This window comes from Paenarthrobacter sp. TRD_SC_7 (assembly GCF_056156245.1).
In genome coordinates this window covers 3,046,777-3,068,374 of the sequence record NZ_CM149587.1, presented here as the reverse complement: position 1 = coordinate 3,068,374, position 21,598 = coordinate 3,046,777, and the positions used below count along the sequence as shown (strand labels likewise).

The 21,598-nt window shown below is 62.8% G+C and carries 18 protein-coding genes; 13 read left to right on the top strand and 5 right to left on the bottom strand.

Annotated elements, in window-relative coordinates:
• Positions 1–20: 20 nt before the first annotated feature.
• Complete coding sequence (locus AC0J5Z_RS14855; protein ID WP_475033548.1) at positions 21–404, top strand: VOC family protein; 384 nt, start codon at positions 21–23, stop codon at positions 402–404.
• Between the two features lie 88 nt (positions 405–492).
• Here AC0J5Z_RS14855 and AC0J5Z_RS14850 read toward each other — a convergent pair whose 3' ends face one another.
• Positions 493–3,009: a DNA gyrase/topoisomerase IV subunit A gene (locus AC0J5Z_RS14850; RefSeq protein ID WP_475033546.1), complete on the bottom strand. Its 2,517-nt coding sequence runs from the start codon at positions 3,007–3,009 to the stop codon at positions 493–495.
• Between the two features lie 55 nt (positions 3,010–3,064).
• Here AC0J5Z_RS14850 and AC0J5Z_RS14845 point away from each other — a divergent pair, with 55 nt between their 5' ends.
• From AC0J5Z_RS14845 to AC0J5Z_RS14830, 4 genes are read left to right on the top strand one after another with little or no spacing between them, the layout of a single operon-like run.
• Positions 3,065–5,752 carry a bifunctional acetate--CoA ligase family protein/GNAT family N-acetyltransferase gene (locus AC0J5Z_RS14845; RefSeq protein ID WP_475033544.1) on the top strand — a complete coding sequence of 896 codons (2,688 nt, stop codon included), beginning with the start codon at positions 3,065–3,067 and terminating at the stop codon, positions 5,750–5,752.
• A 57-nt stretch (positions 5,753–5,809) separates the two neighbouring features.
• On the top strand, positions 5,810–6,535 hold the full coding sequence (locus AC0J5Z_RS14840) for a DUF5998 family protein (protein ID WP_475033542.1): 726 nt from the start codon (positions 5,810–5,812) through the stop codon (positions 6,533–6,535).
• Entirely contained in the window at positions 6,532–7,761 is a 1,230-nt protein-coding gene (locus AC0J5Z_RS14835; protein WP_475033540.1) for an alkaline phosphatase family protein, read from the top strand. Before AC0J5Z_RS14840 ends, AC0J5Z_RS14835 begins: the two co-directional genes overlap by 4 nt.
• Positions 7,754–8,512 (top strand): thymidine kinase, encoded by a 759-nt coding sequence (locus AC0J5Z_RS14830; RefSeq protein WP_475033537.1) that lies wholly within the window; start codon positions 7,754–7,756, stop codon positions 8,510–8,512. The genes AC0J5Z_RS14835 and AC0J5Z_RS14830 overlap by 8 nt, the downstream gene beginning before the upstream one ends.
• A gap of 23 nt (positions 8,513–8,535) precedes the next feature.
• Here AC0J5Z_RS14830 and sepH read toward each other — a convergent pair whose 3' ends face one another.
• Entirely contained in the window at positions 8,536–9,882 is a 1,347-nt protein-coding gene (gene sepH / locus AC0J5Z_RS14825) for a septation protein SepH (RefSeq protein ID WP_475033535.1), read from the bottom strand.
• A 302-nt stretch (positions 9,883–10,184) separates the two neighbouring features.
• Here sepH and AC0J5Z_RS14820 point away from each other — a divergent pair, with 302 nt between their 5' ends.
• On the top strand, positions 10,185–10,484 hold the full coding sequence (locus AC0J5Z_RS14820) for a DUF4193 domain-containing protein (RefSeq protein ID WP_011774483.1): 300 nt from the start codon (positions 10,185–10,187) through the stop codon (positions 10,482–10,484).
• Positions 10,485–10,523: 39 nt separating this feature from the next.
• On the opposite strand, the gene AC0J5Z_RS14815 is transcribed toward AC0J5Z_RS14820, so the two are convergent.
• On the bottom strand, positions 10,524–11,021 hold the full coding sequence (locus AC0J5Z_RS14815) for a DUF3093 domain-containing protein (RefSeq protein WP_475033533.1): 498 nt from the start codon (positions 11,019–11,021) through the stop codon (positions 10,524–10,526).
• A 147-nt stretch (positions 11,022–11,168) separates the two neighbouring features.
• Here AC0J5Z_RS14815 and dut point away from each other — a divergent pair, with 147 nt between their 5' ends.
• From dut to AC0J5Z_RS14795, 4 genes are all read left to right on the top strand, one after another.
• Positions 11,169–11,663 carry a dUTP diphosphatase gene (gene dut / locus AC0J5Z_RS14810; RefSeq protein WP_475039723.1) on the top strand — a complete coding sequence of 165 codons (495 nt, stop codon included), beginning with the start codon at positions 11,169–11,171 and terminating at the stop codon, positions 11,661–11,663.
• Positions 11,664–11,782: 119 nt separating this feature from the next.
• Positions 11,783–12,541, top strand: coding sequence for a DUF3710 domain-containing protein (locus AC0J5Z_RS14805; RefSeq protein ID WP_475033531.1), 759 nt, complete (start codon positions 11,783–11,785; stop codon positions 12,539–12,541).
• A gap of 103 nt (positions 12,542–12,644) precedes the next feature.
• Positions 12,645–12,911, top strand: coding sequence for a hypothetical protein (locus tag AC0J5Z_RS14800; RefSeq protein WP_475033528.1), 267 nt, complete (start codon positions 12,645–12,647; stop codon positions 12,909–12,911).
• Positions 12,908–13,690, top strand: a complete 783-nt coding sequence (locus AC0J5Z_RS14795) for a DUF3159 domain-containing protein (protein WP_475033526.1) — start codon at positions 12,908–12,910, stop codon at positions 13,688–13,690. The genes AC0J5Z_RS14800 and AC0J5Z_RS14795 overlap by 4 nt, the downstream gene beginning before the upstream one ends.
• Here the strand turns inward: AC0J5Z_RS14795 and AC0J5Z_RS14790 are convergent.
• Entirely contained in the window at positions 13,657–14,394 is a 738-nt protein-coding gene (locus AC0J5Z_RS14790) for a potassium channel family protein (protein ID WP_475033524.1), read from the bottom strand. The two genes, AC0J5Z_RS14795 and AC0J5Z_RS14790, sit on opposite strands and share 34 nt — an antisense overlap.
• Positions 14,394–15,065: a potassium channel family protein gene (locus AC0J5Z_RS14785; protein WP_475033521.1), complete on the bottom strand. Its 672-nt coding sequence runs from the start codon at positions 15,063–15,065 to the stop codon at positions 14,394–14,396. The genes AC0J5Z_RS14790 and AC0J5Z_RS14785 overlap by 1 nt, the downstream gene beginning before the upstream one ends.
• A gap of 114 nt (positions 15,066–15,179) precedes the next feature.
• Here AC0J5Z_RS14785 and AC0J5Z_RS14780 point away from each other — a divergent pair, with 114 nt between their 5' ends.
• The 3 genes from AC0J5Z_RS14780 (at position 15,180) to acnA (ending at position 21,568) form a co-directional block, all read left to right on the top strand.
• Positions 15,180–17,156 carry an APC family permease gene (locus AC0J5Z_RS14780; protein ID WP_475033519.1) on the top strand — a complete coding sequence of 659 codons (1,977 nt, stop codon included), beginning with the start codon at positions 15,180–15,182 and terminating at the stop codon, positions 17,154–17,156.
• Positions 17,153–18,520 (top strand): class I SAM-dependent RNA methyltransferase, encoded by a 1,368-nt coding sequence (locus AC0J5Z_RS14775; protein WP_475033516.1) that lies wholly within the window; start codon positions 17,153–17,155, stop codon positions 18,518–18,520. Before AC0J5Z_RS14780 ends, AC0J5Z_RS14775 begins: the two co-directional genes overlap by 4 nt.
• A gap of 240 nt (positions 18,521–18,760) precedes the next feature.
• Positions 18,761–21,568, top strand: a complete 2,808-nt coding sequence (gene acnA, locus AC0J5Z_RS14770; protein WP_475033514.1) for an aconitate hydratase AcnA — start codon at positions 18,761–18,763, stop codon at positions 21,566–21,568.
• The last annotated feature ends 30 nt before the right edge of the window (positions 21,569–21,598 follow it).

Sequence of the window (21,598 nt, the reverse complement as noted above, 5' to 3'; positions counted from 1 at the left end):
AGAGCCGGAAAGAGAAAACAATGCTCAAGGATCAGCAGGTTGGTGCCGTCCTACCGGCACAGGACATAGCCCGGGCACGCGCGTATTACAGCGAAAAACTCGGACTGGAACCCGAAAATCCGGACGACGACGACAACCTCCAGTACAGGTGCGGCGACGGAACCGGATTCTTTGTCTATCAGACGTCCAATGCAGGAACTGCGAAGAACACCCAGATGGGCTGGACTGTCAGCGATGTCAGGGCCACGGTGCAGGAGCTGCGCGGCAATGGAGTTGAGTTCGAAGACTACGATCTCCCGGGCATTAAGACAGATGACGGAATCGCTACGATGCCTGACGGAAGCGCCGCAGCATGGTTCCTTGACAGTGAGGGAAACATACTGAGCATCAACCAAACCGGCTAGCCCATGCCATGGCTTCACGGTCACGGCAGCACAAAGGCCGGAGGTATGGAACCCCCGGCCTTTGCCGTGCTGCTTGACGGTGGTGCCGCTATTCTGTGGCTTCAGCCCATGCCATGCTCGGGCCGATGGCTTCCACTGGCTGGGACAGCGGTACGCCGGATCCATCCCTGCGACCGTGTTCGTGGGGGAGTGCCCGTGCCACGCCTGCCGCCGAGGACGCCTTGGCCGGACCGTGCCCGGCCCAGGCCAGGAGCAGTGTGTCCTCACCCTTGAGGAAGCGGTGGACACGCACGCCGCCGGTGGCACGGCCCTTGGCGGGATATTCCTCGAAAGCAGTCACTTTCGCCGTTCCCGGTGCCGTCCCCGGGAGGGCGCCGTTGGTTCCGGCAATGGTCACCACGACGGCGGCAGGATCGGACGCGCGAACGGTACCGAAGTGGATCACTTCGTCCCCGACCGCAAGCTTGATGCCGGCCATGCCACCGGCCGTGCGTCCCTGCGGACGGACATTCGACGCACTGAACCGAAGCAATTGGGCCTGCCTTGTCACAAAGACGAGGTCGACGTCGTCCTCCTGCGCCGGTTCCACCGCGAGCACCGAGTCCTTGTCTTTCAGGGCGATGATCTCCCAGTCCTCACGGTTCAGCGGGTAATCCGGCTGCACACGCTTGACCACGCCCTGAACCGTGCCAATGGCAAGGACGGCGTCCAAGGGAACGAACGCCACCAAGGTTTCGCCCTTGAGCAAGGTGATGAAGTCTTTGGCCGGGACGCCACCGGCCAGGTTGGGGAGACCCGAGACCGGCGGCAGGACGGGCATGTCCACCACCTGGAGCCGCAGCATGCGGCCCTGCGATGTAACCGCACCGATTTCGCCCCTGGCGGTGGTCTTCACCACTGAACGGAAGACATCGTGCTTTGTCCGGGGACCGGCCTCGGCGAGCGGTTCCTGGTTGGACGTCCTGGCGATCTGTCCGGAGACGCTGAGCAGGGCCCAGCAGGGGTCGTCCGGAATCTCCAAGGGCAGCGCTGCCGCTTTGCCCTTGGGGCCGGGTACGGACGCTGCCAATGCCGCAGCGACGGTGGGGGAGACAGCTTCCGACTCCAAGAGCACCGTGCGCCGGGGCGTGCCATACGTTTCGGCAATAACGGCCAACTCGCCGGAGACAAGATCGCGGAGCAGCTCATCCGAGGCCAGGATGGCCTCAAGTGCCTCGATTTCGCGGCGGAGTTCGTCCTGTTCCTTCTCCAGTTCAAGGCGCGAGTACTTGGTCAACTGCCGCAGGCGCAGTTCCAGGATGTAATTGGCCTGGATCTCGGTGAGGTCGTAGATGGACATGAGCCGCTCACGAGCTGCCGAGGCTTCATCGGAGGAGCGGATGATCTGGATGACTTCGTCGATGTCCACGATCGCGATCAACAAGCCCTCCACCAGGTGGAGGCGGTCCTTCTTCTTACCCAGGCGGAAGGAGGTACGGCGGCGCACCACATTCAGGCGGTGTTCCACGTATACCTGCAGCAACTGCAGGAGCCCCAGGGTTTGTGGTTGGCCGTCCACCAGCGTGACGTTGTTGATGCCGAAGGAATCTTCCATGGGCGAATAACGGTACAGCTGCTGGAGGACGGCGTTTGGGTTGAAGCCGTTCTTCAACTCGATGACCAGTCGGAGGCCATGGTTACGGTCCGTGAGGTCGACGACATCGCTGATGCCGGTCAGCTTCTTTGCGTTGACGGCATCCTTGATCTTCTCGATGACCTTTTCCGGGCCCACCATGTAGGGGAGCTCAGTGACCACGAGGCCGGTACGGCGGGCGGATAGCTGTTCCACCTCAACCTTGGCGCGGGTCTTGAAGGATCCACGGCCCGTGGCGTAGGCGTCACGGATTCCATCCAGTCCTACGATGCGGCCACCCGTGGGGAGGTCCGGCCCCGGAATGAACCTCATGATCTCGTCCAGGGTGGCACCGGGGTTGGCGATCAGGTGGCGGGCGGCGGCGATGACCTCCACCAAATTATGGGGAGCCATGTTCGTGGCCATGCCCACAGCGATGCCCGTGGTGCCGTTGACCAGGAGATTGGGGAACGCTGCAGGTAACACGTCCGGCTGTGTCAGCTGGTTGTCGTAGTTGGGGACAAAGTCCACTACGTCTTCGTCCAGGTGTTCTGTCATGGTCAGCGCGGCGGCCGCCAACCGGGCCTCTGTGTAACGCGGTGCTGCAGGGCCGTCGTCGAGCGATCCGAAGTTGCCGTGGCCATCGATCAGCGGCAGGCGGAGGGAAAAGTCCTGCGCCATGCGCACCATGGCGTCATAAATCGCAGTGTCGCCGTGTGGGTGGAGCTTGCCCATGACTTCACCCACCACGCGGGCGCTCTTGACGTGTCCTCGATCCGGGCGGAGGCCCATGTCGGACATCATGTACAGGATGCGCCGTTGAACGGGCTTCAGTCCGTCGCGGGCGTCCGGGAGGGCACGCGAGTAAATCACCGAGTAGGCGTACTCCAGGAAGGAGCCTTCCATCTCGGACGTGACGTCGATGTCGACGATGTTCTCGGTGAAATCGCCGAGGGGCTCGGCTGTGCGTGCGGATTTTTGGCTGCGGGCCATGGGGTCGGTGGATCCTTGAAAGTCGTACTGCGGATGTTTTAGCTAGGCTAAGCCTATGGTGGATCAGCCCGGCGTCGGCATTTATCCGGAATATTGGGAAGCTGATGTCGTGCTGCGCGACGGCGGGACAGCCCACCTTCGTCCAATAAGACCCGAAGATGCCGATGCTTTGCAGGCGTTCCATGCGGGTCAGTCGCAGGCCTCCATCTACATGAGGTTCTTCTCCTTCAAACCAAAGCTCTCCGGCAAGGAAGTCCGGCGCTTCACGCAAGTGGACCACATCAACCGCGTGGCGTTCGTCATCACCATCGGCGGCGAAATCATGGGAATCGGCCGCTACGACCGGCTTGAGGACCCCACCGAGGCTGAGGTCGCCTTCAACATTTCCGACGCACACCAGGGGCGTGGGATCGGCTCCATCCTCCTGGAGCATTTGGCCGTTGCCGCGCGGGAAAACGGCATCCGCCGCTTCACGGCCGAGGTCCTGCCGGACAACCGGAAGATGCTGATGGTCTTCGCCGACGCCGGTTATGACCTCAAACGCCAATTCGACGACGGCGTGGTCAGCGTCGAGTTCAACATCGATCCCACGGAGAAATCACGGGCCGTGATGGAGTCCCGCGAGCACCGCGCGGAGGCGCGCAGCGTGCGCGACCTGTTGTCGCCGTCGTCAGTGGCTGTCATCGGTGCAAGCCGCAAGTGGGGGACGGTGGGCTACCAACTGCTCGAGCACATCATTGAAGGCGGCTTCAAGGGCCCGGTCTACGCCGTCAACCCGGAAGCGTTCGAACTCGCCGGAATGATCTCCTTCGGGAATTTGTCCGAGATTCCGGGACCGGTGCAGCTGGCCATCATCGCTGTTCCCTACGAGGAAGTAGCCAAGGTGGTGGACGACTGCGCCGCTGCGGGCGTCAAGGGCATTGTGGTGGCCACGGCCGGATTTGCCGATGACGGCGAGCGGGGACTCGCGCGACAGCACGAGTTGGTGCGGAGGGCCAGAGCGAACGGAATGCGCGTCATTGGCCCTGAGTCCCTCGGGATCCTGAATACGCACCCGGCGGTGTCGTTGAACGCTTCAATGGCGCCCACGATGCCGCCGAGGGGCAGCTTGGGCTTGTTCAGCCAGTCGGCCGCCGTGGGTGTGGCTGTTTACGCAGCCGCCAGCCGCCGACGGCTCGGGTTGTCGTCGTTCCTCTCTGCAGGAAACCGTGCCGACGTTTCAGGCAACGATGCCATGCAGTATTGGGAAGACGACGCCGACACCTCCGCGGTGGGGCTCTATTTGGAGTCCATCGGCAATCCCCGCAAGTTCTCCCGCCTGGCGCGCAGATTGTCCCGCAGCAAACCCGTGATCGTGGCCAAGTCCGACGTCACCGGCCTCAGCCTCCCGCCCGGCCACGAGGTCCGCACCACCCAGGCACCGCCGGCGGCAGTGGATGCGATGATGCGCCAGGCCGGCGTGATCCGCGTTGAGACCATCGAACAACTCATGGACATCGCCCAGATCGTGTCCTCGCAGGCGCTGCCCAAGGGGCCGGGCGTGGCGGTTTACTCAAATTCCGTCGCGCTGGCCAAAGTGGTTGCAGACAGTGCCGGCCCCCTCGGCCTGGATGTGGGCAGTTTGGTGACGGACATAGAACTCGACGCCGGCATGTCACTCGCGCTTCCGGCCCTCCGCGCAAGCCTCCGGAAAAGCCTCGCGGACCACTCCGTGCACGCCGTTGTGGCGGCCCTTCTCCCGGCCCGCGGGCTCACCGTGGAGTCGCTGGCAGGCGTCTTTGCCGAATGCGCTGCCGAGGCCGGAAAGCCTGTCGTGGCCGCGTTCACGGGAATCCTGGATCCCTCCGTGCACGTTGAGGGCATGGTGGGTGCCGAGGGCAAGCCTGTGCTGCCGTGCTACTCAAATGCCGGTGCCGCCGTGGCTGCTCTGGCCGCGATCGTCCGGTACGCGCAGTGGCGCGACCGTGACCAAGGGCTTTTTGTGGATCCTGAGGACTGCGACGCCGATGGCACAAGGGAAACGCTGGCCGCGATGCTTGCAGGCGTTACGGGCGAAAAGATCAGGAAGCTCGACGCCGGTGCTGCCGCGGCGCTGCTGTCGGGCTACGGGATCGCTGTTGTGCCGACGCTTGGATTTGGTACCGCTGATGAAGCCGTGCAAGCCGCCGAAACTGTGGGATGGCCGGTGGTCCTCAAGACCACCGATCCCGCGTTGCGGCATCGGCTGGACCTTGGCGGGGTTCGGCTGGATATTCAGGACGCGGAATCGCTGCGGCAGAACATCGCCCAAATGCGCAGGGCCTTGGAACCTTATGGATCGCCTTCACTTGAAGTACAGGCAATGGCACCTGTTGGGCAGGCCTGTACCTTCCGTGCGATGGAGGACCCCCTGCTGGGGCCGGTCCTGTCGTTTGGGCTCGCCGGCGATGCCGTGAACCTGCTGGATGACTGGGCCCATCGGGTGCCGCCGCTATCAGCAGCCGACCTGCACGATGTCATCCGCTCACCACGGGCTTCCCGGAAACTCTTCGGCTACCAAGGACTGCCCGCCGTCGATGTGGCAGCCCTCGAGGACATCGCAGCCCGGCTCGCCAAGCTCAAGGACGATCACCCCGGGATCGCGTTGGTGGAATTCAACCCCGTCTTGGCGGGTCCGTCGGGCGCCACCATCCTGGGCGCGGACGTGTGGATCGGCAACGCAGCACAGCGTACGGACAGCGCACGACGAGCGATGCGGGGTTAGCCACAGGACTGGAACGCGCGGTTAGGTAGTCACCAAGCGATCTGTGAAAATGGGGGAATGAGCACCCAGTCTCCGACGCCTCAATCCCGTCCGTCCAACGCCGGGCACCACACCTCCCATCATCACAGCTCGCAGGGACAGAGCCTGGACCAGGCGCTGCAGCAAGCAGGTTTTTACCCGCGGTTGGTGGCCGATGTTGTTGATGATGCCTTGGATGGCCGGGAGTGCCTTTCACACTTGGTCCACTTGGAGACTCACTTTGACCGTGCCGAGGTCCGCAGGCACATCACCGTGTTGGTGCTCACGGAAGACATGCTGGTGATCACCCATGTTGATGACCAGCAGTTGGATGAGGCCGGAGAGCAGATTGTTGCCCAAGTTTCCACTGAGTCAGTACCGGTGGCCCAGATCCGTTCGGTGGTCCTCAGCTACATGTATTCGCAGCCCCAGGATTACAAGCCGTCCGATCCTGTCCGTGAGATGACTGTGTCCATCGCGTGGTCCGGCGGGCAACGCCTGGATATGGGGCCGGCGAGCTGCGGGGATCCCCAGTGCGAAGCCGATCATGGCTACAGCGGAACCATCGCCCAGGAGGACATCGTGCTGCGGATCAGCGCTGAGGCAGACGGGCTCCAAGCGGTCCAGGACGCCAAGATCTTCGCCCGGGCACTGCGTGCGGTGAACACTGCCAACCCTTCCCCGGCCCAACATGCCAGCATCCCTGCACCGAGGCCACGTTCGGGCGTCTTCAGCAACCGCCTCAGCCGCGGACACCAGCGTTGAGGGAGACCGCACAGAACCCGGTGAACACGTCTTCGGGGATCACCCCGGCCCCAGACCTTCCATCGCCCCCGCTTTTCGGAAGCAAATCGATAGCCGAAGTTCTTACGAGTTCCGCCGCAGCCCTTGGAGTGCCCGGCTTCACCAACCACCTTCAGCTGCCATCAGCTCAGCGTGTCTGCGTGGTCCTTGCCGATGGGCTCGGCCGCAGCCTGCTGAAGCAGAAGGCCTCCCACACGCCCTTCCTCCGATCGGTCATGGCTGAGGGGCAACGCAACGTCCCGACGTGGATCGACGCCGCATTTCCCAGCACCACGGCAGCATCGCTTGCAAGCCTAGGCACCGGCTTGCCTGCCGGCCAGCACGGCATGGTGGGTTACGACGTCCTCGATCCCGCCCAGGACAAGGTTGTGAACCTGTTGGGCAACTGGGATTCCCAGGTGGATCCTGCGCAGTGGCAGCCTCACCCGACGGTCTTTGAGCGGTTAGCCTCCGAGCTGGACGTCGTGACCATCAGCCTGCCGCAGTTCGGCAACTCCCCGATGACCCAAGCAGCGCTGCGGGGAAGCCGCTTTGTTGGCGGTACCACCCTGCACGCCCGGACAGCCGCCGCCGCTGAAGCAATGTCCGGTGGCGGACGTTCCCTGATGTACTTCTACGCCAACGAACTCGACAAAGCGGGCCACCGCTACGGCTGCCAGTCGGACCGCTGGGAGCACCAACTCGAAGAGCTCGACTCCACGGTGAAGAGGCTTTCCGCCACGCTGCCTGCCGGCACCATCATTTTGGTGACCGGTGACCACGGCATGTTGGATGTCCCCGAATCGCAGAGGATCGACTATTCCGCTGATGAATCGCTGGTGGCCGGAGTCCGGCACACTGCCGGCGAGCCGCGCATGGTGCACCTCTATCTTGAGCCGGACGCCAGCGCTGCCCACCGGGAATCGCTCATCGACGCCTGGCGCCGCCGCTTTGGTGAGCGAATTTGGGCTTTTACCCGGCAGCAGGCCGTGGACGCAGGGTTGTTTGGCGAGGTACGCCCGGAGGTCGCTCCCCGCATTGGCGACGTCATGATCGCGGCCCGCGACACGTTGGCTTTGTATGACACTCGTCGTGCCCGCCCGGCATCACTGGATGTGGTGGGCCAGCATGGTTCCCTGACCAAGGCCGAACGCGAAGTGCCCCTGCTGTGCTTCGCCGCCGCCGGCAAGAAGGGCAAACGTGGCTGAGCTGGTCTTCTTCTCAGGGACCATGGACTGCGGGAAATCCACGCTGGCCCTTCAGATGGACCATAACCACCGTGCACGCGGCCGCGGAGGTGTTCGCTTCAGCTGTAATGACCGTGCAGGTGATTCAACGATCTCCAGCAGGCTTGGCCTTCAAACTGACGCCGTCGAGGTGGAAAGCGACACCGACTTCTGGGACGAAGTGGTGGCCCGGCGAACCAACGGGCTCCGCGTGGACTACCTCATCTGTGATGAGGCGCAGTTCTACTCATCCATCCAGGTGGAGCAATTGGCGCGGGTTGTGGATGAGATGGATGTGGACGTCTTCGCTTTCGGCATCACCTCTGACTTCCGCACCAGGCTGTTCCCGGGTTCGCAGCGACTCATTGAACTCGCCGACAAAGTGCAGGTGCTGCAAGTCGAAGCGTTGTGCTGGTGTGGCCGCCGGGCCACGCAGAACGCCCGCACGGTGAACGGCATCATGGTGGTGGAGGGTGACCAGGTGATGGTGGGCGACGTCGCACCGCAAAACAGCAGCGACGAGCCTGTGCCCGCGCAGGCTGCGGACACTGAGAATCCGCCCGCAGAGGCTGTGCCCGCTGACGCGGTGGGCTATGAAACCTTGTGCCGCCGGCACTACATGAGGCGCTTGACCGCTCATGGCGCAAACCTCATGGCAGGCGCAGACCAGCCGCTGCCGTTCGACATCGATGCCTGCCTCTGGCCCGGTGCCGGGGCCATTCGGCACGGCTAGCCCGATTCAGCTAGCCCGGAGGGCTAGTCGCCGCGTGCTCCGAAAACGATCTCGTCCCAGCTCGGGATGCTGGACCGCTTGGGGCGCGACGGCTGACGTTCCGCAGGGACATCAACATCCTTGCGCGCGCCGGCGTCTTTTTGGTCCTCTGCCGCCGTTTCGTCCTGAGGGACGTCATGGGCGGATTCCTCACGGGGGGAATCGTCTTCTACGCGGGTTTGCGGGTTGCTGCTGCCACCGAGGAGTTCGTCAAGCCCTGCGGGCTTGCGTCCCGCCAGGGAAGTGACAGGCCGGAGCGGGCTGGCTACGACCGTTATTTCACGTGTGTCTGTGCTGACGCCGTTGTGGAGTTTCAGCACGTCGTCGTCGCCGCCGTCGTCAGAGGATTCGAGGTGCCGGGGAGCCAGGCTCAGCCGCGAGAGCATCGAGGGGCGCCCGTCTTTGCGTGCCGGCTCGTCAACGACCGGAGCGACTGCTTGCACGTCTGCGCGGCCGGTTTCTTCGGCCGGGTCGTCAACTTCCTCTCCCGGGCGCGGGTGGGCTGCAGGAACGTTGCTCAGCAGCACAGCCAAGGCGTCGTCGCCGTCTTCGTCCACGCCAAGGCGTTGGCCACGCCGTGAACGCAGCATTTCCAGGAGGCTGTCCGATTCTTTTGCGGATGCACGCGCTGCTGTTTCGGCGTCGGTCTCAAAATCGAACGGCCTGTCCGAGACGGCAGCAAGCCGGCGAGCGGGTACGGGGCCGTCCAGCGGCTCAAGTTCGCTCAGTTGCTGGGCCCAACGGTTGGCATTATGTAGAGATTTGCGTTGGGGGCTGAAGGTCCACATGGCGGGAGGTTCCTCGCCGATACTTCCATGGGCGCCGGGCACAGTTTCGAAGCGTGCGACGACGGTCCAGGTACCGTCAGGGCGGCGCCACGAGTCCCAGTCCGCCGTGGAGGAATCGATGCCGTGCGCTGAAAGCCGGTGGTCAACCATCTCGCCGAGGGTGGCGGGGTTGTCTCCAAAAGCGGAGCGGTAAATGTCGTGGCCGGGAGCAGGTGAGGCAACTTCAATGTTGCGCGCCTGTCGCACTATGTACTCGCGCTCTGCAAGCACAGGGCCTTCATAGCGTTGGACGTTGGCAAGGGGAAGACCGGACAGCTCGGCAACTTCCGTGGCCGTGGCACCGCTGCGGATCCTGGCCTGGATGTCCCGGGGCGACATGGCAATCGGTGTGTTGGAGGCGCGTGCTGCCACCTGGGCAGGGGTGCGGCTCGCCGCGGCCCTCAAGGCCTCGTCGATTGGAAGCTGGAACATCGCACCACCCGGGCCGCTCAAGAGCAGATGCCCGCCGTCGTCGTGGACGCCTACCAGTCGTAGATCCTGCATAACACCCTCCACCACATGGCATAACTGACATTCGAAACTCTGCCACCCGCGGGGGTCTTTTCCTACTAGGACAAAGGGCGTGCCGTGATATTCCGCTGAAAGCCGGCCGAATCCGGAAGGCTTTCCAGCCAATTTCACATCAAGAGCGGGTGTATGGACTTTTCGGGCACGGGGGAGGACAATCTGGCCGAGATCGGGCACAAATCCGGGGCGTCCGGCGTTTGTACCCTTAGGCCGGCGGCGGGGTAGTTCCTGCGATCCGGTTTCCAACCCGGAACAGGTATGGAGGACGAAGAAGGACCATGGCCACGGATTACGATGCCCCTCGAAAGACCGAGGAAGATGTCAGCGAGGATTCCCTGGAAGAGCTCAAGACGCGCCAGTCGGGGAAGCAGTCCTCAGCGGTGGACGTCGATGAGACGGACCTTGCCGATGGCTTTGAGTTGCCGGGCGCGGATCTCTCGGGTGAAGAACTCCTTATTCAGGTCATGCCACCACAGCCTGACGAATTCACGTGTTTCAACTGTTTCCTGGTCAAACACAGGTCACAGATCGCGGCGGAAAGAGGCGGCCACCAGTACTGCACCGAGTGCGAGAGCTAGGCGCATGATCCCGCCAAGGAATTCCCGACTGAAAGCCTCTTAGCGTCGGGGCGTGGTCAGGGCAGCAACGAGCTCATCCGGCCGACGGGACGACGCCAGCCAGTAAGGCGTCCGATCCGCGGGGTCGGTGATCTCAATCTTGACCACCGGGTCAATCCAGCCACGGAAGCACATATAGGCGAGTCCATTCAGGCGGGGGCCCCGTTCAGCGGTGGCTTCCGCTTTTTTAAATGCCTGGACAGAACCTACGAATTTACGATCGATGCTCGCCCTGCCCACTCTGACGGTGTCAGCGGTGACAGTGATGGTGGGCGTGGACAGGACCAACATGATGGTCATAATGGCCAGCAGGACCAAGGCGGCGATGATGCCGGTAGCCGCGCTGATGGGACCAAACATCAGGACGCCTGCGCCAGACAGGCCAACAACCACAACCCAGATCCACACCGACGGCCACAACTTCTCGGTGTACAGGACCTCGGAGGCCGAAGGGGTGTTCCGGGCAGGCACAGGGGAGGACTGGTCAGGCGTAGGCATGGGTCCAGCTTATCGGGCCGGGGCCACTGGCTTCGCCGCCTTGCGCGCGCGGCCCGGCTTGGACCGGCCCGGGACGGACAAGTCCCAGTAGAATGGACCACTGTGAGCAACGAGACCGCAGTATTCAGTAAAGACGCCGCCTCCGCAATCGCGGACAGCAGCGAAACCAAAGCAGCGTACGGTGCCCCCACTTTGGAGGTGCAGCTGAAAATGCTCGACGCCGGGCTGGAAGCCCCGTCCTACGCCCACCCTGGCGACGCCGGTGCCGATCTCCGTGCCCGTGAGGATGTGCACCTCCCGCCCGGCGAACGGAAACTTGTTCCAACGGGTGTGTCCATTGCGCTTCCGGACGGATTTGTGGCTCTGATCCACCCCCGCTCCGGATTGGCGACCAAGCATGGACTCACGGTGGTCAACGCTCCTGGCACTGTGGACGCGGGCTACCGCGGCGAAATAGCAGTCACGCTCCTGAACACCGACCAAAAACATGCCATCGACCTCAAACGCGGCGATAGAATTGCACAAATGGTGATACAGCGCGTCGAATACGCGCGGTTCGTGACTGTTGACCAACTGGCCGATTCCGTTCGTGGAGCCGGCGGCTTCGGATCCACTGGCGGGTTCAACGTACCGAAGGCCTGAGGAAACTACTGGACCTGGCGTGTGCCGCACACCAACGCTTGACGCATTGGCACGGTTTAGCGAGGTTTAACGTGGTTGCGGTTTACTTGGGGATAGACCACTACTAAGGAGAAAACCCAATGCTTTTTGGGCGCGGCAAGAAGTCCAAGGACGAGCGGTCGGAAACCGCCGGCACCGTCGAGGAGTCCGGTGCCGAGGCACGAAGTTCAGAACCGAGCGGGGCCGGCACGCCCGGTGACCTCCGGCTTGGCAAGGGCCCGTTGGACATAGACGAGATCGAGAGCCGAGATGGCTACGTAGACCTCGGTGCGCTGCTGATCGCGCCGGCCGAGGGTCTCCAGCTGAGGCTCGAGGTGGAAGAAGCCACCCAGCGTGTGGTCGCAGTGACCATGGACCTCAACGGCTCCAGCCTGCAACTCCAGGCATTTGCGGCTCCGCGTTCCGAAGGCCTTTGGGACGAGATCCGTGAACAGATCAACCAGTCCGTTGCAAGCCAGGGAGGGGAAACCGAAGAGGTTTCCGGAGCCTTCGGCACGGAACTGGTGGCCAAACTTCCCGCCGAAGCAACTGACGGCAGCCGCGGTTTCCGTGCAGCCCGCTTCATGGGAGTTGACGGGCCACGATGGTTCCTCCGAGGTGTCCTTGGCGGGCAGGCTGCCTTGGAGCGTGATGCCGCGGCAGGACTGGAAGAGCTCTTCCGCCAGGTTGTTGTGGTCCGTGGCGACAATCCGATGCCTCCCCGCGAACTGCTGCAGTTGCGCCTGCCCAAGGACGCTGCGGTACCTGGCCCCGCCGGCGCTCCCCAAGGTGCCGTCCCCCCGGCGGACCCCGCCATGCAGCAGCCGGAGCGAGGGCCGGAGATCACCCAGATTGGCTGATTCCTCGGGCCGCAGCGGACTATCCGGTCAGAAGCCCTCCGGGCAAAGAGTTCGTGATCTTCCGGCCCGGGGTAGGGCGGTGTGCACCGGTTTCATCGAATCCGTGACGCATCAGCCGCCCAGCGAGCAACCGTTCTTCTCGGCCGTGGTGGTCGATACCTTGCGGCCCGGGGACCAGCGCGCTGCCGGTACCGGGGGAGCCCGGAAGCCCTATGACCGCCTCCGCGTCATCTGGCTGGGCAGAACCCGCGTTCCCGGCATGGAAGCCGGCGTGGAACTTCGCTTGAACGGCATGGTGACCCAAATTGACGGCCTTCCGGCCATGTTCAATCCCCGATACGAAATACTCTCCCGTCAGGAGCACCTATGACCGTGGCCAACGGATCTGAACCTAAGGACACAGGGCGCTCTGCGCCCCCGGACGACGAAGTTTCGCTGCCCGGCGCCGCTAAGGCCGGTCAGGACTCACCCAGTGTGTCCGACCTTGCTGCCGGATATGCCGAAAAAGCCGGACTTCACCGGAACAGCGCTGGTCACGTGGACATGTTGAAGTCAGCAGGCGGAGTGCAAGGCATTGCCGAGAGCATCCTCCCGGGCCTGGTATTCCTGGTGGCTTTCACCATCACGCGCGACCTCACGCCTGCCCTCATTGCCGCTTTGGCTGCGGCCGCCGTCTTTACGGTGGTTCGCCTGATCCAACGACGTCCCCTGACGCAAGCCCTGGCCGGCGTGGTGGGGGTCGGTATTTCGGCATGGCTGGCAAACACCACGGGTAAGGCCGAGGACTTCTACGTCCTCGGGTTCTTCACCAACATTGCGTATATCGCGGGCATGGTGCTTTCCATAGTGCTCAAGTGGCCGGTTGCGGGGCTGCTGTTTGGTTTCGTGCGCAACGAGGGACTTGAGTGGCGGAAGGATGCCGAAAGGCTTCGTGCCTACAGCCTGGGCACGTGGATCGTGGTGGCGGTGCTTGCCCTCCGCTTGGTGGTTCAGGTGCCGTTGTACTTCATGGGAGAGCCCGGACTGACAGCGTTGGCTACCACCAGGCTGCTGATGGGTGCTCCGCTGTACATCCTGGGCCTCTGGGTGGCCTGGCTGGTCACCAAGCCGGCACCTCAGCCGTCGAAGCCGTCGTCCTCAGCGGACTGATCGGCTGCTTCGGAAGAGCCCTCACGAGGTTCCTGGCCGTCGTCGGAAGCAGGTGACAACAGGGCCCGCAGGCCGTCCTCGGCCGCGATAGTGGTGACGAAGAAGAGTTCGTCACCGCCGTCCAGGACATCATCACGGGTGGGTGTGATGGGCGCTTGGTCGCGCAGGATGGCAACCAAGGTGGCGTCCTCGGGCCAATCAATGCCGCCCACGGTGCTGCCAATGACGTGGGAGTCATGCGGAACCGTGAATTCCACGATCGATGCCACGCCTGTCTGCAGGGTCAGCAGCCGCACGATATCCCCGATTTCAACGGCCTCTTCAACCAGCGCCGTCATGAGCTGCGGGGTATTTACAGCTACATCGACACCCCAGGAATCATTGAACATCCAGTCGTTCTTGGGGTTGTTGACGCGTCCAACGGTGCGGCCCACGCCGAATTCCGTCTTGGCAAGCAAGGACACCACCAGGTTCACCTTGTCGTCGCCGGTGGCAGAAACCACGACGTCGGCATCCTCCAGTTTTGCGTCCTGCAAGGTGCTGAGTTCGCAGGCATCGCCCACCAACCAGCGGGCACCTCGAAGCCCGCTGCGTCCGATGACTTCGGGCTTCAAGTCAATGAGGAGAATCTCGTGTTTGTGGGCCAGGAGCTCACGCGCAATGGACGAGCCGACGCTGCCTGCGCCAACAATGACAACTTTCACTAAGACTCCTTGGCGGGTGCTTTGGCGAGAATCCGGCTGATCTCGGAGGTTCTGTCCAGGCTCAACATCGCGTGGACGGTATCACCCTCCTGGTATGCGGTGCCGGCTTGGGGCAACAGGCCCTCGCCAAACCTGGTGAGGAAAGCGATGCGGATGCCGGCTGCGGACTCGATGGAGTCCATGCTGTGTCCGATCCACTCCTCGTGCAGATCTACTTCAGCCAGTACCAGGCGGCCTGATGGCTCCCGATAGTCACCGGCGAGGTGCTGCTCGGGGAGTATTCGGCGCAGGACCTGGTCGGCACTCCAGCGGACGGCTGCGACGGTGGGGATGCCGAGCCGCTGGTAGATTTCGGCGCGGCCGGGATCGTAGATGCGTGCCACCACATGGGCGACATGGAATGTTTCGCGGGCCACGCGCGTGGCAAGGATGTTCGAGTTGTCGCCGCTGGAAACGGCGGCGAAGGCGTAGGCCTCTTCGACGCCTGCTTGCTTCAGGGTATCCCGGTCGAAGCCGACCCCGGTGACTTTGCGCCCCGTGAAGGTGTTGCGGAGCCGGCGGAAGGCCCGCTCGTCCTGGTCGATGATGGCCACCGAGTGGCCGGCATCCTCCAAAGTGTGTGCCAAGGTTGCGCCAACACGGCCGCAACCCATGATCACGAAGTGAGCCACCGTGTCTCCTTATGTGTGTTGTCGATCCCGCTCGGTATGACTTTACCGGTGCACCGCGGGTAAGCAGGCGACAACCGTCATGACATCCCTGTGGATTCAGAGTAGCTTTGCGGAGTGCTGACAATTTTGAATGCCGCGAAGCGGGTGTTGGTGGGCCGGCCAGTCAGGAATGACCGCCTGTCCCACACCTTGTTGCCCAAACGCATCGCTTTGCCCGTCTTCGCCTCGGATGCCTTGTCCTCCGTGGCTTATGCCCCGGACGAGATCCTGCTGACTCTCGCCCTTGCCGGTGTGAGCGCCGTGGCCTTTTCCCCGCTCGTGGGCCTCGCCGTCATGGTGGTGTTGCTCACAGTGGTGGCGTCCTATCGTCAAAACGTCCATGCTTATCCGTCCGGCGGCGGTGACTACGAGATCGCGAATGTCAACCTCGGCAAGTACGCCGGACTCACCGTAGCCTCCGCCTTGCTGGTGGATTATGTGCTGACGGTTGCTGTTTCCATGTCATCAGCGGCCACGTACCTGACCACCGCCATCCCGGCACTGCATGGCCAGCAGGCACTTATCGCCACTATTGGCGTGATCATCCTGGCTCTGGTCAATCTTCGCGGAGTCAAGGAAGCCGGGACGCTTTTCGCTGTCCCGACTTACATCTTCATGGCGTCCATCCTTGGAATGACCGCGGTGGGTATCTTCCAGGCAGTCACAGGTACCTTGGGGGAGGCGCCTTCCGCCAACTTCACCATCGTTCCTGAGCCTGGATTCGATGAGGGCCTGGTAGGGCTGGCCGGGGCCTTCCTGCTTCTGCGTGCCTTTTCATCGGGCGCCGCTGCCCTGACCGGTGTCGAAGCAATCAGCAACGGGGTGCCGAATTTCAAGAAGCCGAAGAGCAAGAACGCCGCCACCACGCTGCTGCTTCTGGGTGTTATTGCGTCGGCCATGCTCGCGGGCATCATCTATCTGGCCAACGCTACAAAGGTCCACATCGTCCTGGACCCGGCGCGCGAATTCCTTGTAGATGGCAAGCCGCTGCCCGAGGGGTACATCCAGACCCCCGCCATCAGCCAGATTGCCGACACCATTTTCGGGTCCGGCTCCATCCTTTTCTACGTCGTGGTTGCGGCCACGGGCATCATCCTGGTGTTCGCTTCCAACACGGCGTTCAATGGCTTTCCCGTGCTGGGTTCGATCCTCGCCCAGGACGGCTACCTTCCACGCCAGCTCCGCACTCGCGGTGACAGGCTTGCGTTCAGCAACGGCGTCCTTGCGCTGGCTGCCGGGGCGCTGGTCCTGATTCTCGCGTTCAACGCAGATGTCACCAAGCTGATCCAGCTGTACATTGTGGGCGTCTTCATCTCTTTCACGGCCAGCCAACTCGGCATGATCCGGCACTGGGGCCGCGAATTGAAACTCGCCCGGGACAAAGCTGTCCGTCGACGCATCATCAAGTCGAGGACCATCAACATGCTGGGATTCGGGATGACTGCCCTGGTCCTCGTTATCGTCCTTGTCACCAAGTTTGAGCAGGGAGCCTGGATAGCCCTGCTCGCCATGTTCATACTCTTCCTCATCATGTGGAGTATCCGGGCCCACTATGACAATGTGGCCAAGGAGCTTGCCGTGGATGAGGACTCCTCACCGCGTGCACTCCCCACAAGGGTCCATGCGGTTCTCCTCGTTTCACACGTCCGCAAGCCGGTACTCAGGGCACTGGCATATGCCCGGGCTTCGCGGCCGTCGCGCCTGGACGCGGTGACCGTGGACATCAGTCCTGAAGAGACAGCCCAGACCGTTCACGATTGGGAGAAGCTGGAAATTCCCGTTCCCCTGACCGTGTTGGCCAGCCCCTACCGCGAAACCGTGACCCCCATCATGGACTACATCAAAAACATGCGCCGCGACTCACCGCGCGACCTGATCGTGGTGTACATCCCCGAATACGTGGTGGGCAAATGGTGGGAACAGCTGGTCCACAACCAAACAGCACTCAGAATCAAGACAAGGCTCCATTTCGAACCCGGAGTCATGGTTGCCAGCGTTCCGTGGCAATTGAAGTCGTCCGAAGAAGCAAAGGCACTGCAGGATACCCAATGACCTCCCAGAACAATTCCCATGACGCAGAACACGGCGGAAACCAGGGCGCGCCAGGCTCTGAAATGGTCGTAGAAATCGGCCCCATCGCCCACGGAGGGCACTTCGTCGCACGTCACGAAGGGCGCGTCATCTTCGTCCGGCACGCCATCCCCGGGGAGAAGGTCCGCATCCGGTTGACCGACTCCGGGGACTCGTCGCGCTTCTGGCGCGCCGACGTCGTTGAGGTCCTGGAACCCTCGCCCGACCGCGTTCCGCACTTCTGGAAGCAGGCGGATTCGATCGGCTCTTGGAGCCGCGGGGCTCCGCCGGTAGGCGGCGCCGAGCTCGGGCACATCTCACTGCAGCGCCAGCGGGCCCTGAAAGCTGAAGTGCTGGCCGAACAGCTCAAGCGACTTGCCGGTTTGGACCTCGCCACCGAGGTGGAGGCCGTGGGAGACAACCTCGACGGCGGACTCGGCTGGCGTACGCGCGCCAGCTTCGCGGTAACCCCCAAAGGTCGGTTGGGCATGCATGCGCACCGTTCAGACCTCGTGCTTCCCATCAAAGAGATGCCGTTGGCGCTTGCGGGAGTCAACGAGCTGAAGCTGTGGGACCTTGACCTGTCCGGCATCGCCCGTGTGGAAGTTGCCGTGCCCGCCAGCGGTTCGCGGCCCCTGATCCTGCTGGCTCCGGAAGAAACCACCAGCCCCAAGAGATTGCACAGCATCCTGTCGCAGTTGCCGCACGACGTCTCGGTTGCGAGCTTCGATCCCAGCAAGGGCGAGGTCCTGCAGCTGCGAGGGAGGACCTGGGTGCAGGAAACTGCAGCCGGCCATGAATACCGTGTGACCGGTGAGGGTTTTTGGCAGATCCACAAAGATGCCCCGGACACGCTGGTGGACGCCGTGACGGGCTATCTTTCCCACGGCGGGTACTTGCAGCCCGGCGCCGCCGTTGCCGACCTTTATGCCGGTGCCGGCCTGTTTACGGCACCTTTGGCGGACGCCGTCGGAGTCACCGGTTCGGTACTTTCCGTTGAAGGCGCACCGGGCACCAGCCGCGACGCCCGCAAGAACCTGCACGGCGCAGCCCAGGTGGAAATCGTGCAGGGACGTGTTGAGCGGGTCCTGCACCAACGTGCCCGCAGCTTTGACTCGCTGGTGCTGGATCCACCACGTGCCGGAGCCGGCAAGGCTGTGGTCAAGCAATTGATGGCCACGGGACCCCGCGCAATCGCCTATGTGTCGTGTGATCCAGCATCCTTCGCGCGTGATCTGGGTTACTTCCATCAAGGTGGTTGGCGACTTGAGTCGCTGCGGGCCTTCGACTTGTACCCGAACACCCACCATTTGGAAACGGTAGGGCTGATCGTCCCTGCCGAGTAGCGTGACGCGCAGCCTTCCATGGTGCAGCAGGCCGAACTGCATGTTTCCGCAGTGACGCCTGATCAGTGACGCTACGCGGGAGTATGCCACTACGATGGCTGTAGTAGTCCCGGTCCGCAGAAATCAACGCTGCGGGCGGGGGTGACCAAGAGAGATGCCGCCAGGCTAAGTAAGGTGCGCCTAACTGGCTAGCGGCCAACCACGCGACAAAGATGAAACTGTTGCGAGAGGAGTCCTGCCATGAGCACTGTGGACAGCTTCGGTTCCAAAGGCGTACTGAATGTAGCCGGCACCGATTATGAAATTTTCCGGTTGAACTCCGTAGAGGGCGCAGACAGCCTTCCGTTCAGCCTTAAGGTATTGCTTGAAAACCTCCTGCGGACTGAGGATGGCGCCAATATTACGGCGGACCATGTCCGCGCCCTGGCCGGTTGGGATCCCAATGCGGAGCCCGACACGGAAATCCAGTTCACCCCGGCCCGAGTCATCATGCAGGACTTCACTGGCGTTCCCTGCGTCGTTGACCTCGCCACCATGCGCGAAGCCGTCAAGGAATTGGGCGGCGATCCCAAGCGCGTCAACCCGCTGGCGCCTGCAGAAATGGTCATCGACCACTCCGTCCAGATCGACGCCTTCGGAAACTCCGGCGCACTGGAGCGCAACATGGAGATCGAATACCAGCGCAACGGTGAGCGCTACCAGTTCCTTCGCTGGGGCCAGACCGCCTTCGATGACTTCAAGGTTGTTCCCCCGGGAACGGGCATCGTCCACCAGGTCAACATCGAATACCTGGCGCGCACGGTCATGACCCGCGAGGTAGACGGCGTTGTCCGCGCTTACCCCGACACCTGTGTTGGTACCGACTCGCACACCACTATGGTCAACGGTCTGGGCATCCTGGGTTGGGGCGTTGGCGGTATCGAAGCCGAAGCTGCAATGCTCGGCCAGCCCGTCTCCATGCTGATTCCCCGTGTTGTCGGCTTCAAGCTCAAGGGCAGCATCCCTGCAGGTGCTACCGCTACTGACGTGGTGCTGACCATCACCGAGATGCTGCGCAAGCACGGTGTTGTTGGCAAGTTCGTTGAGTTCTACGGTGAAGGCGTTGCCGCTGTGCCGTTGGCCAACCGTGCAACCATCGGCAACATGAGCCCGGAGTTCGGTTCCACGGCTGCCATGTTCCCGATCGACGACGTCACCTTGGACTACTTGCGCCTGACCGGCCGCTCCGAAGCAAACGTCGCCCTCGTGGAGGCCTACAGCAAGGAACAGGGCCTCTGGCACGATCCCTCCCGCGAACTGCGGTTCTCCGAGTTCCTCGAGCTGGACCTGTCCACCGTTGTTCCCTCCATCTCAGGCCCCAAGCGTCCCCAGGACCGTATTGAGCTCACGGATGCCAAGGAACAGTTCCGCAAGGACATCCACAACTACGTCGCCATCGAAGACGGCAGCGTTGACGAGGCCCTGGATGAGTCGTTCCCGGCTTCCGATTCGCCGTCCTTCACGCATGCTGATTCGCACACCACGGAGACGGCACGCGTTGCATCCGCCGCCAACGGTGCGCATGGCCGCCCCTCTTCGCCGGTCAAGGTCACCACTGCCGACGGCCGCGAGTTCGAGCTGGACCACGGAGCAGTGTCGATCGCTTCGATCACCTCCTGCACCAACACGTCCAACCCGTCCGTCATGCTGGCTGCTGCCCTCCTTGCACGCAACGCCGTGGACAAGGGCCTGACCTCCAAGCCGTGGGTCAAGACCTCTGTTGCCCCGGGTTCGAAGGTCGTCACGGACTACTACGAGAAGTCCGGTCTGACCCCTTACCTGGAGAAGCTTGGCTTCTACATCGTGGGTTACGGCTGCGCCACCTGCATCGGTAACTCCGGACCGCTGGAGCCGGAAATCTCCGAGGCCATCCAGGCCAACGACCTCTCCGTCACCGCTGTCCTCTCGGGCAACCGCAACTTCGAAGGCCGCATCAACCCGGACGTGAAGATGAACTACCTGGCCTCGCCGCCACTGGTCATCGCCTACGCACTGGCCGGCACTATGGACTTCGACTTCGACACCGATGCCTTGGGAACTGATTCCGAGGGCAACGAGGTCTTCCTGAAGGACATCTGGCCGAACCCCATCGAGGTGCAGGAAGTCATCGACTCCTCCATCGACGAGGCCATGTTCGCCAAGGGTTACGAGGGCGTCTTCGACGGCGATGACCGTTGGAAGGCCCTGGACACCCCCGCCGGCGACACCTTCGCTTGGGCCGAGGATTCCACGTACGTGCGGAAGCCCCCATACTTCGAGGGCATGAAGGCACAGCCGGACCCCGTCAAGGACATCTCGGGCGCCCGCGTGCTCCTGAAGCTTGGCGATTCCGTCACCACGGACCACATCTCTCCGGCCGGTTCCTTCAAGTCGGACACACCTGCGGGCCAGTACCTCTTGGCCAACGGTGTGGAGCGCAAGGACTTCAACTCCTACGGCTCGCGCCGTGGCAACCACGAAGTCATGATCCGCGGTACGTTCGCAAACATCCGCATCAAGAACCAGCTCCTGGACAACGTTGAGGGTGGCTTCACCCGCGACTTCAGCCAAGAGGGCGCACCCCAGGCTTACGTTTACGACGCCGCCCAGAACTACCAGGCAGCAGGAACGCCACTGGTCGTCCTGGCAGGTAAGGAGTACGGCTCCGGTTCGTCCCGTGACTGGGCAGCGAAGGGCACGGCGCTGCTTGGCGTCAAGGCCGTCGTCGCCGAAAGCTACGAGCGCATCCACCGCTCCAACCTGATCGGCATGGGTGTCCTTCCCCTGCAGTTCCCCGCTGGGGAGTCGGCAGCTACGCTGGGCCTGACCGGTACAGAGACGTTCTCCGTTGAGGGCGTCACCGAGCTGAACAACGGCACCACGCCGAAGACGCTCAAGGTGACGGCCACGGCCGAAGACGGCACCGCCAAGTCCTTCGACGCCGTGCTGCGCATCGATACCCCGGGCGAGGCGGACTACTACCGCAACGGTGGCATCCTGCAGTACGTTCTGCGCCAGATCTCGGCATAACGGACCGGCTGGTTTCCAGCTGATTCATAA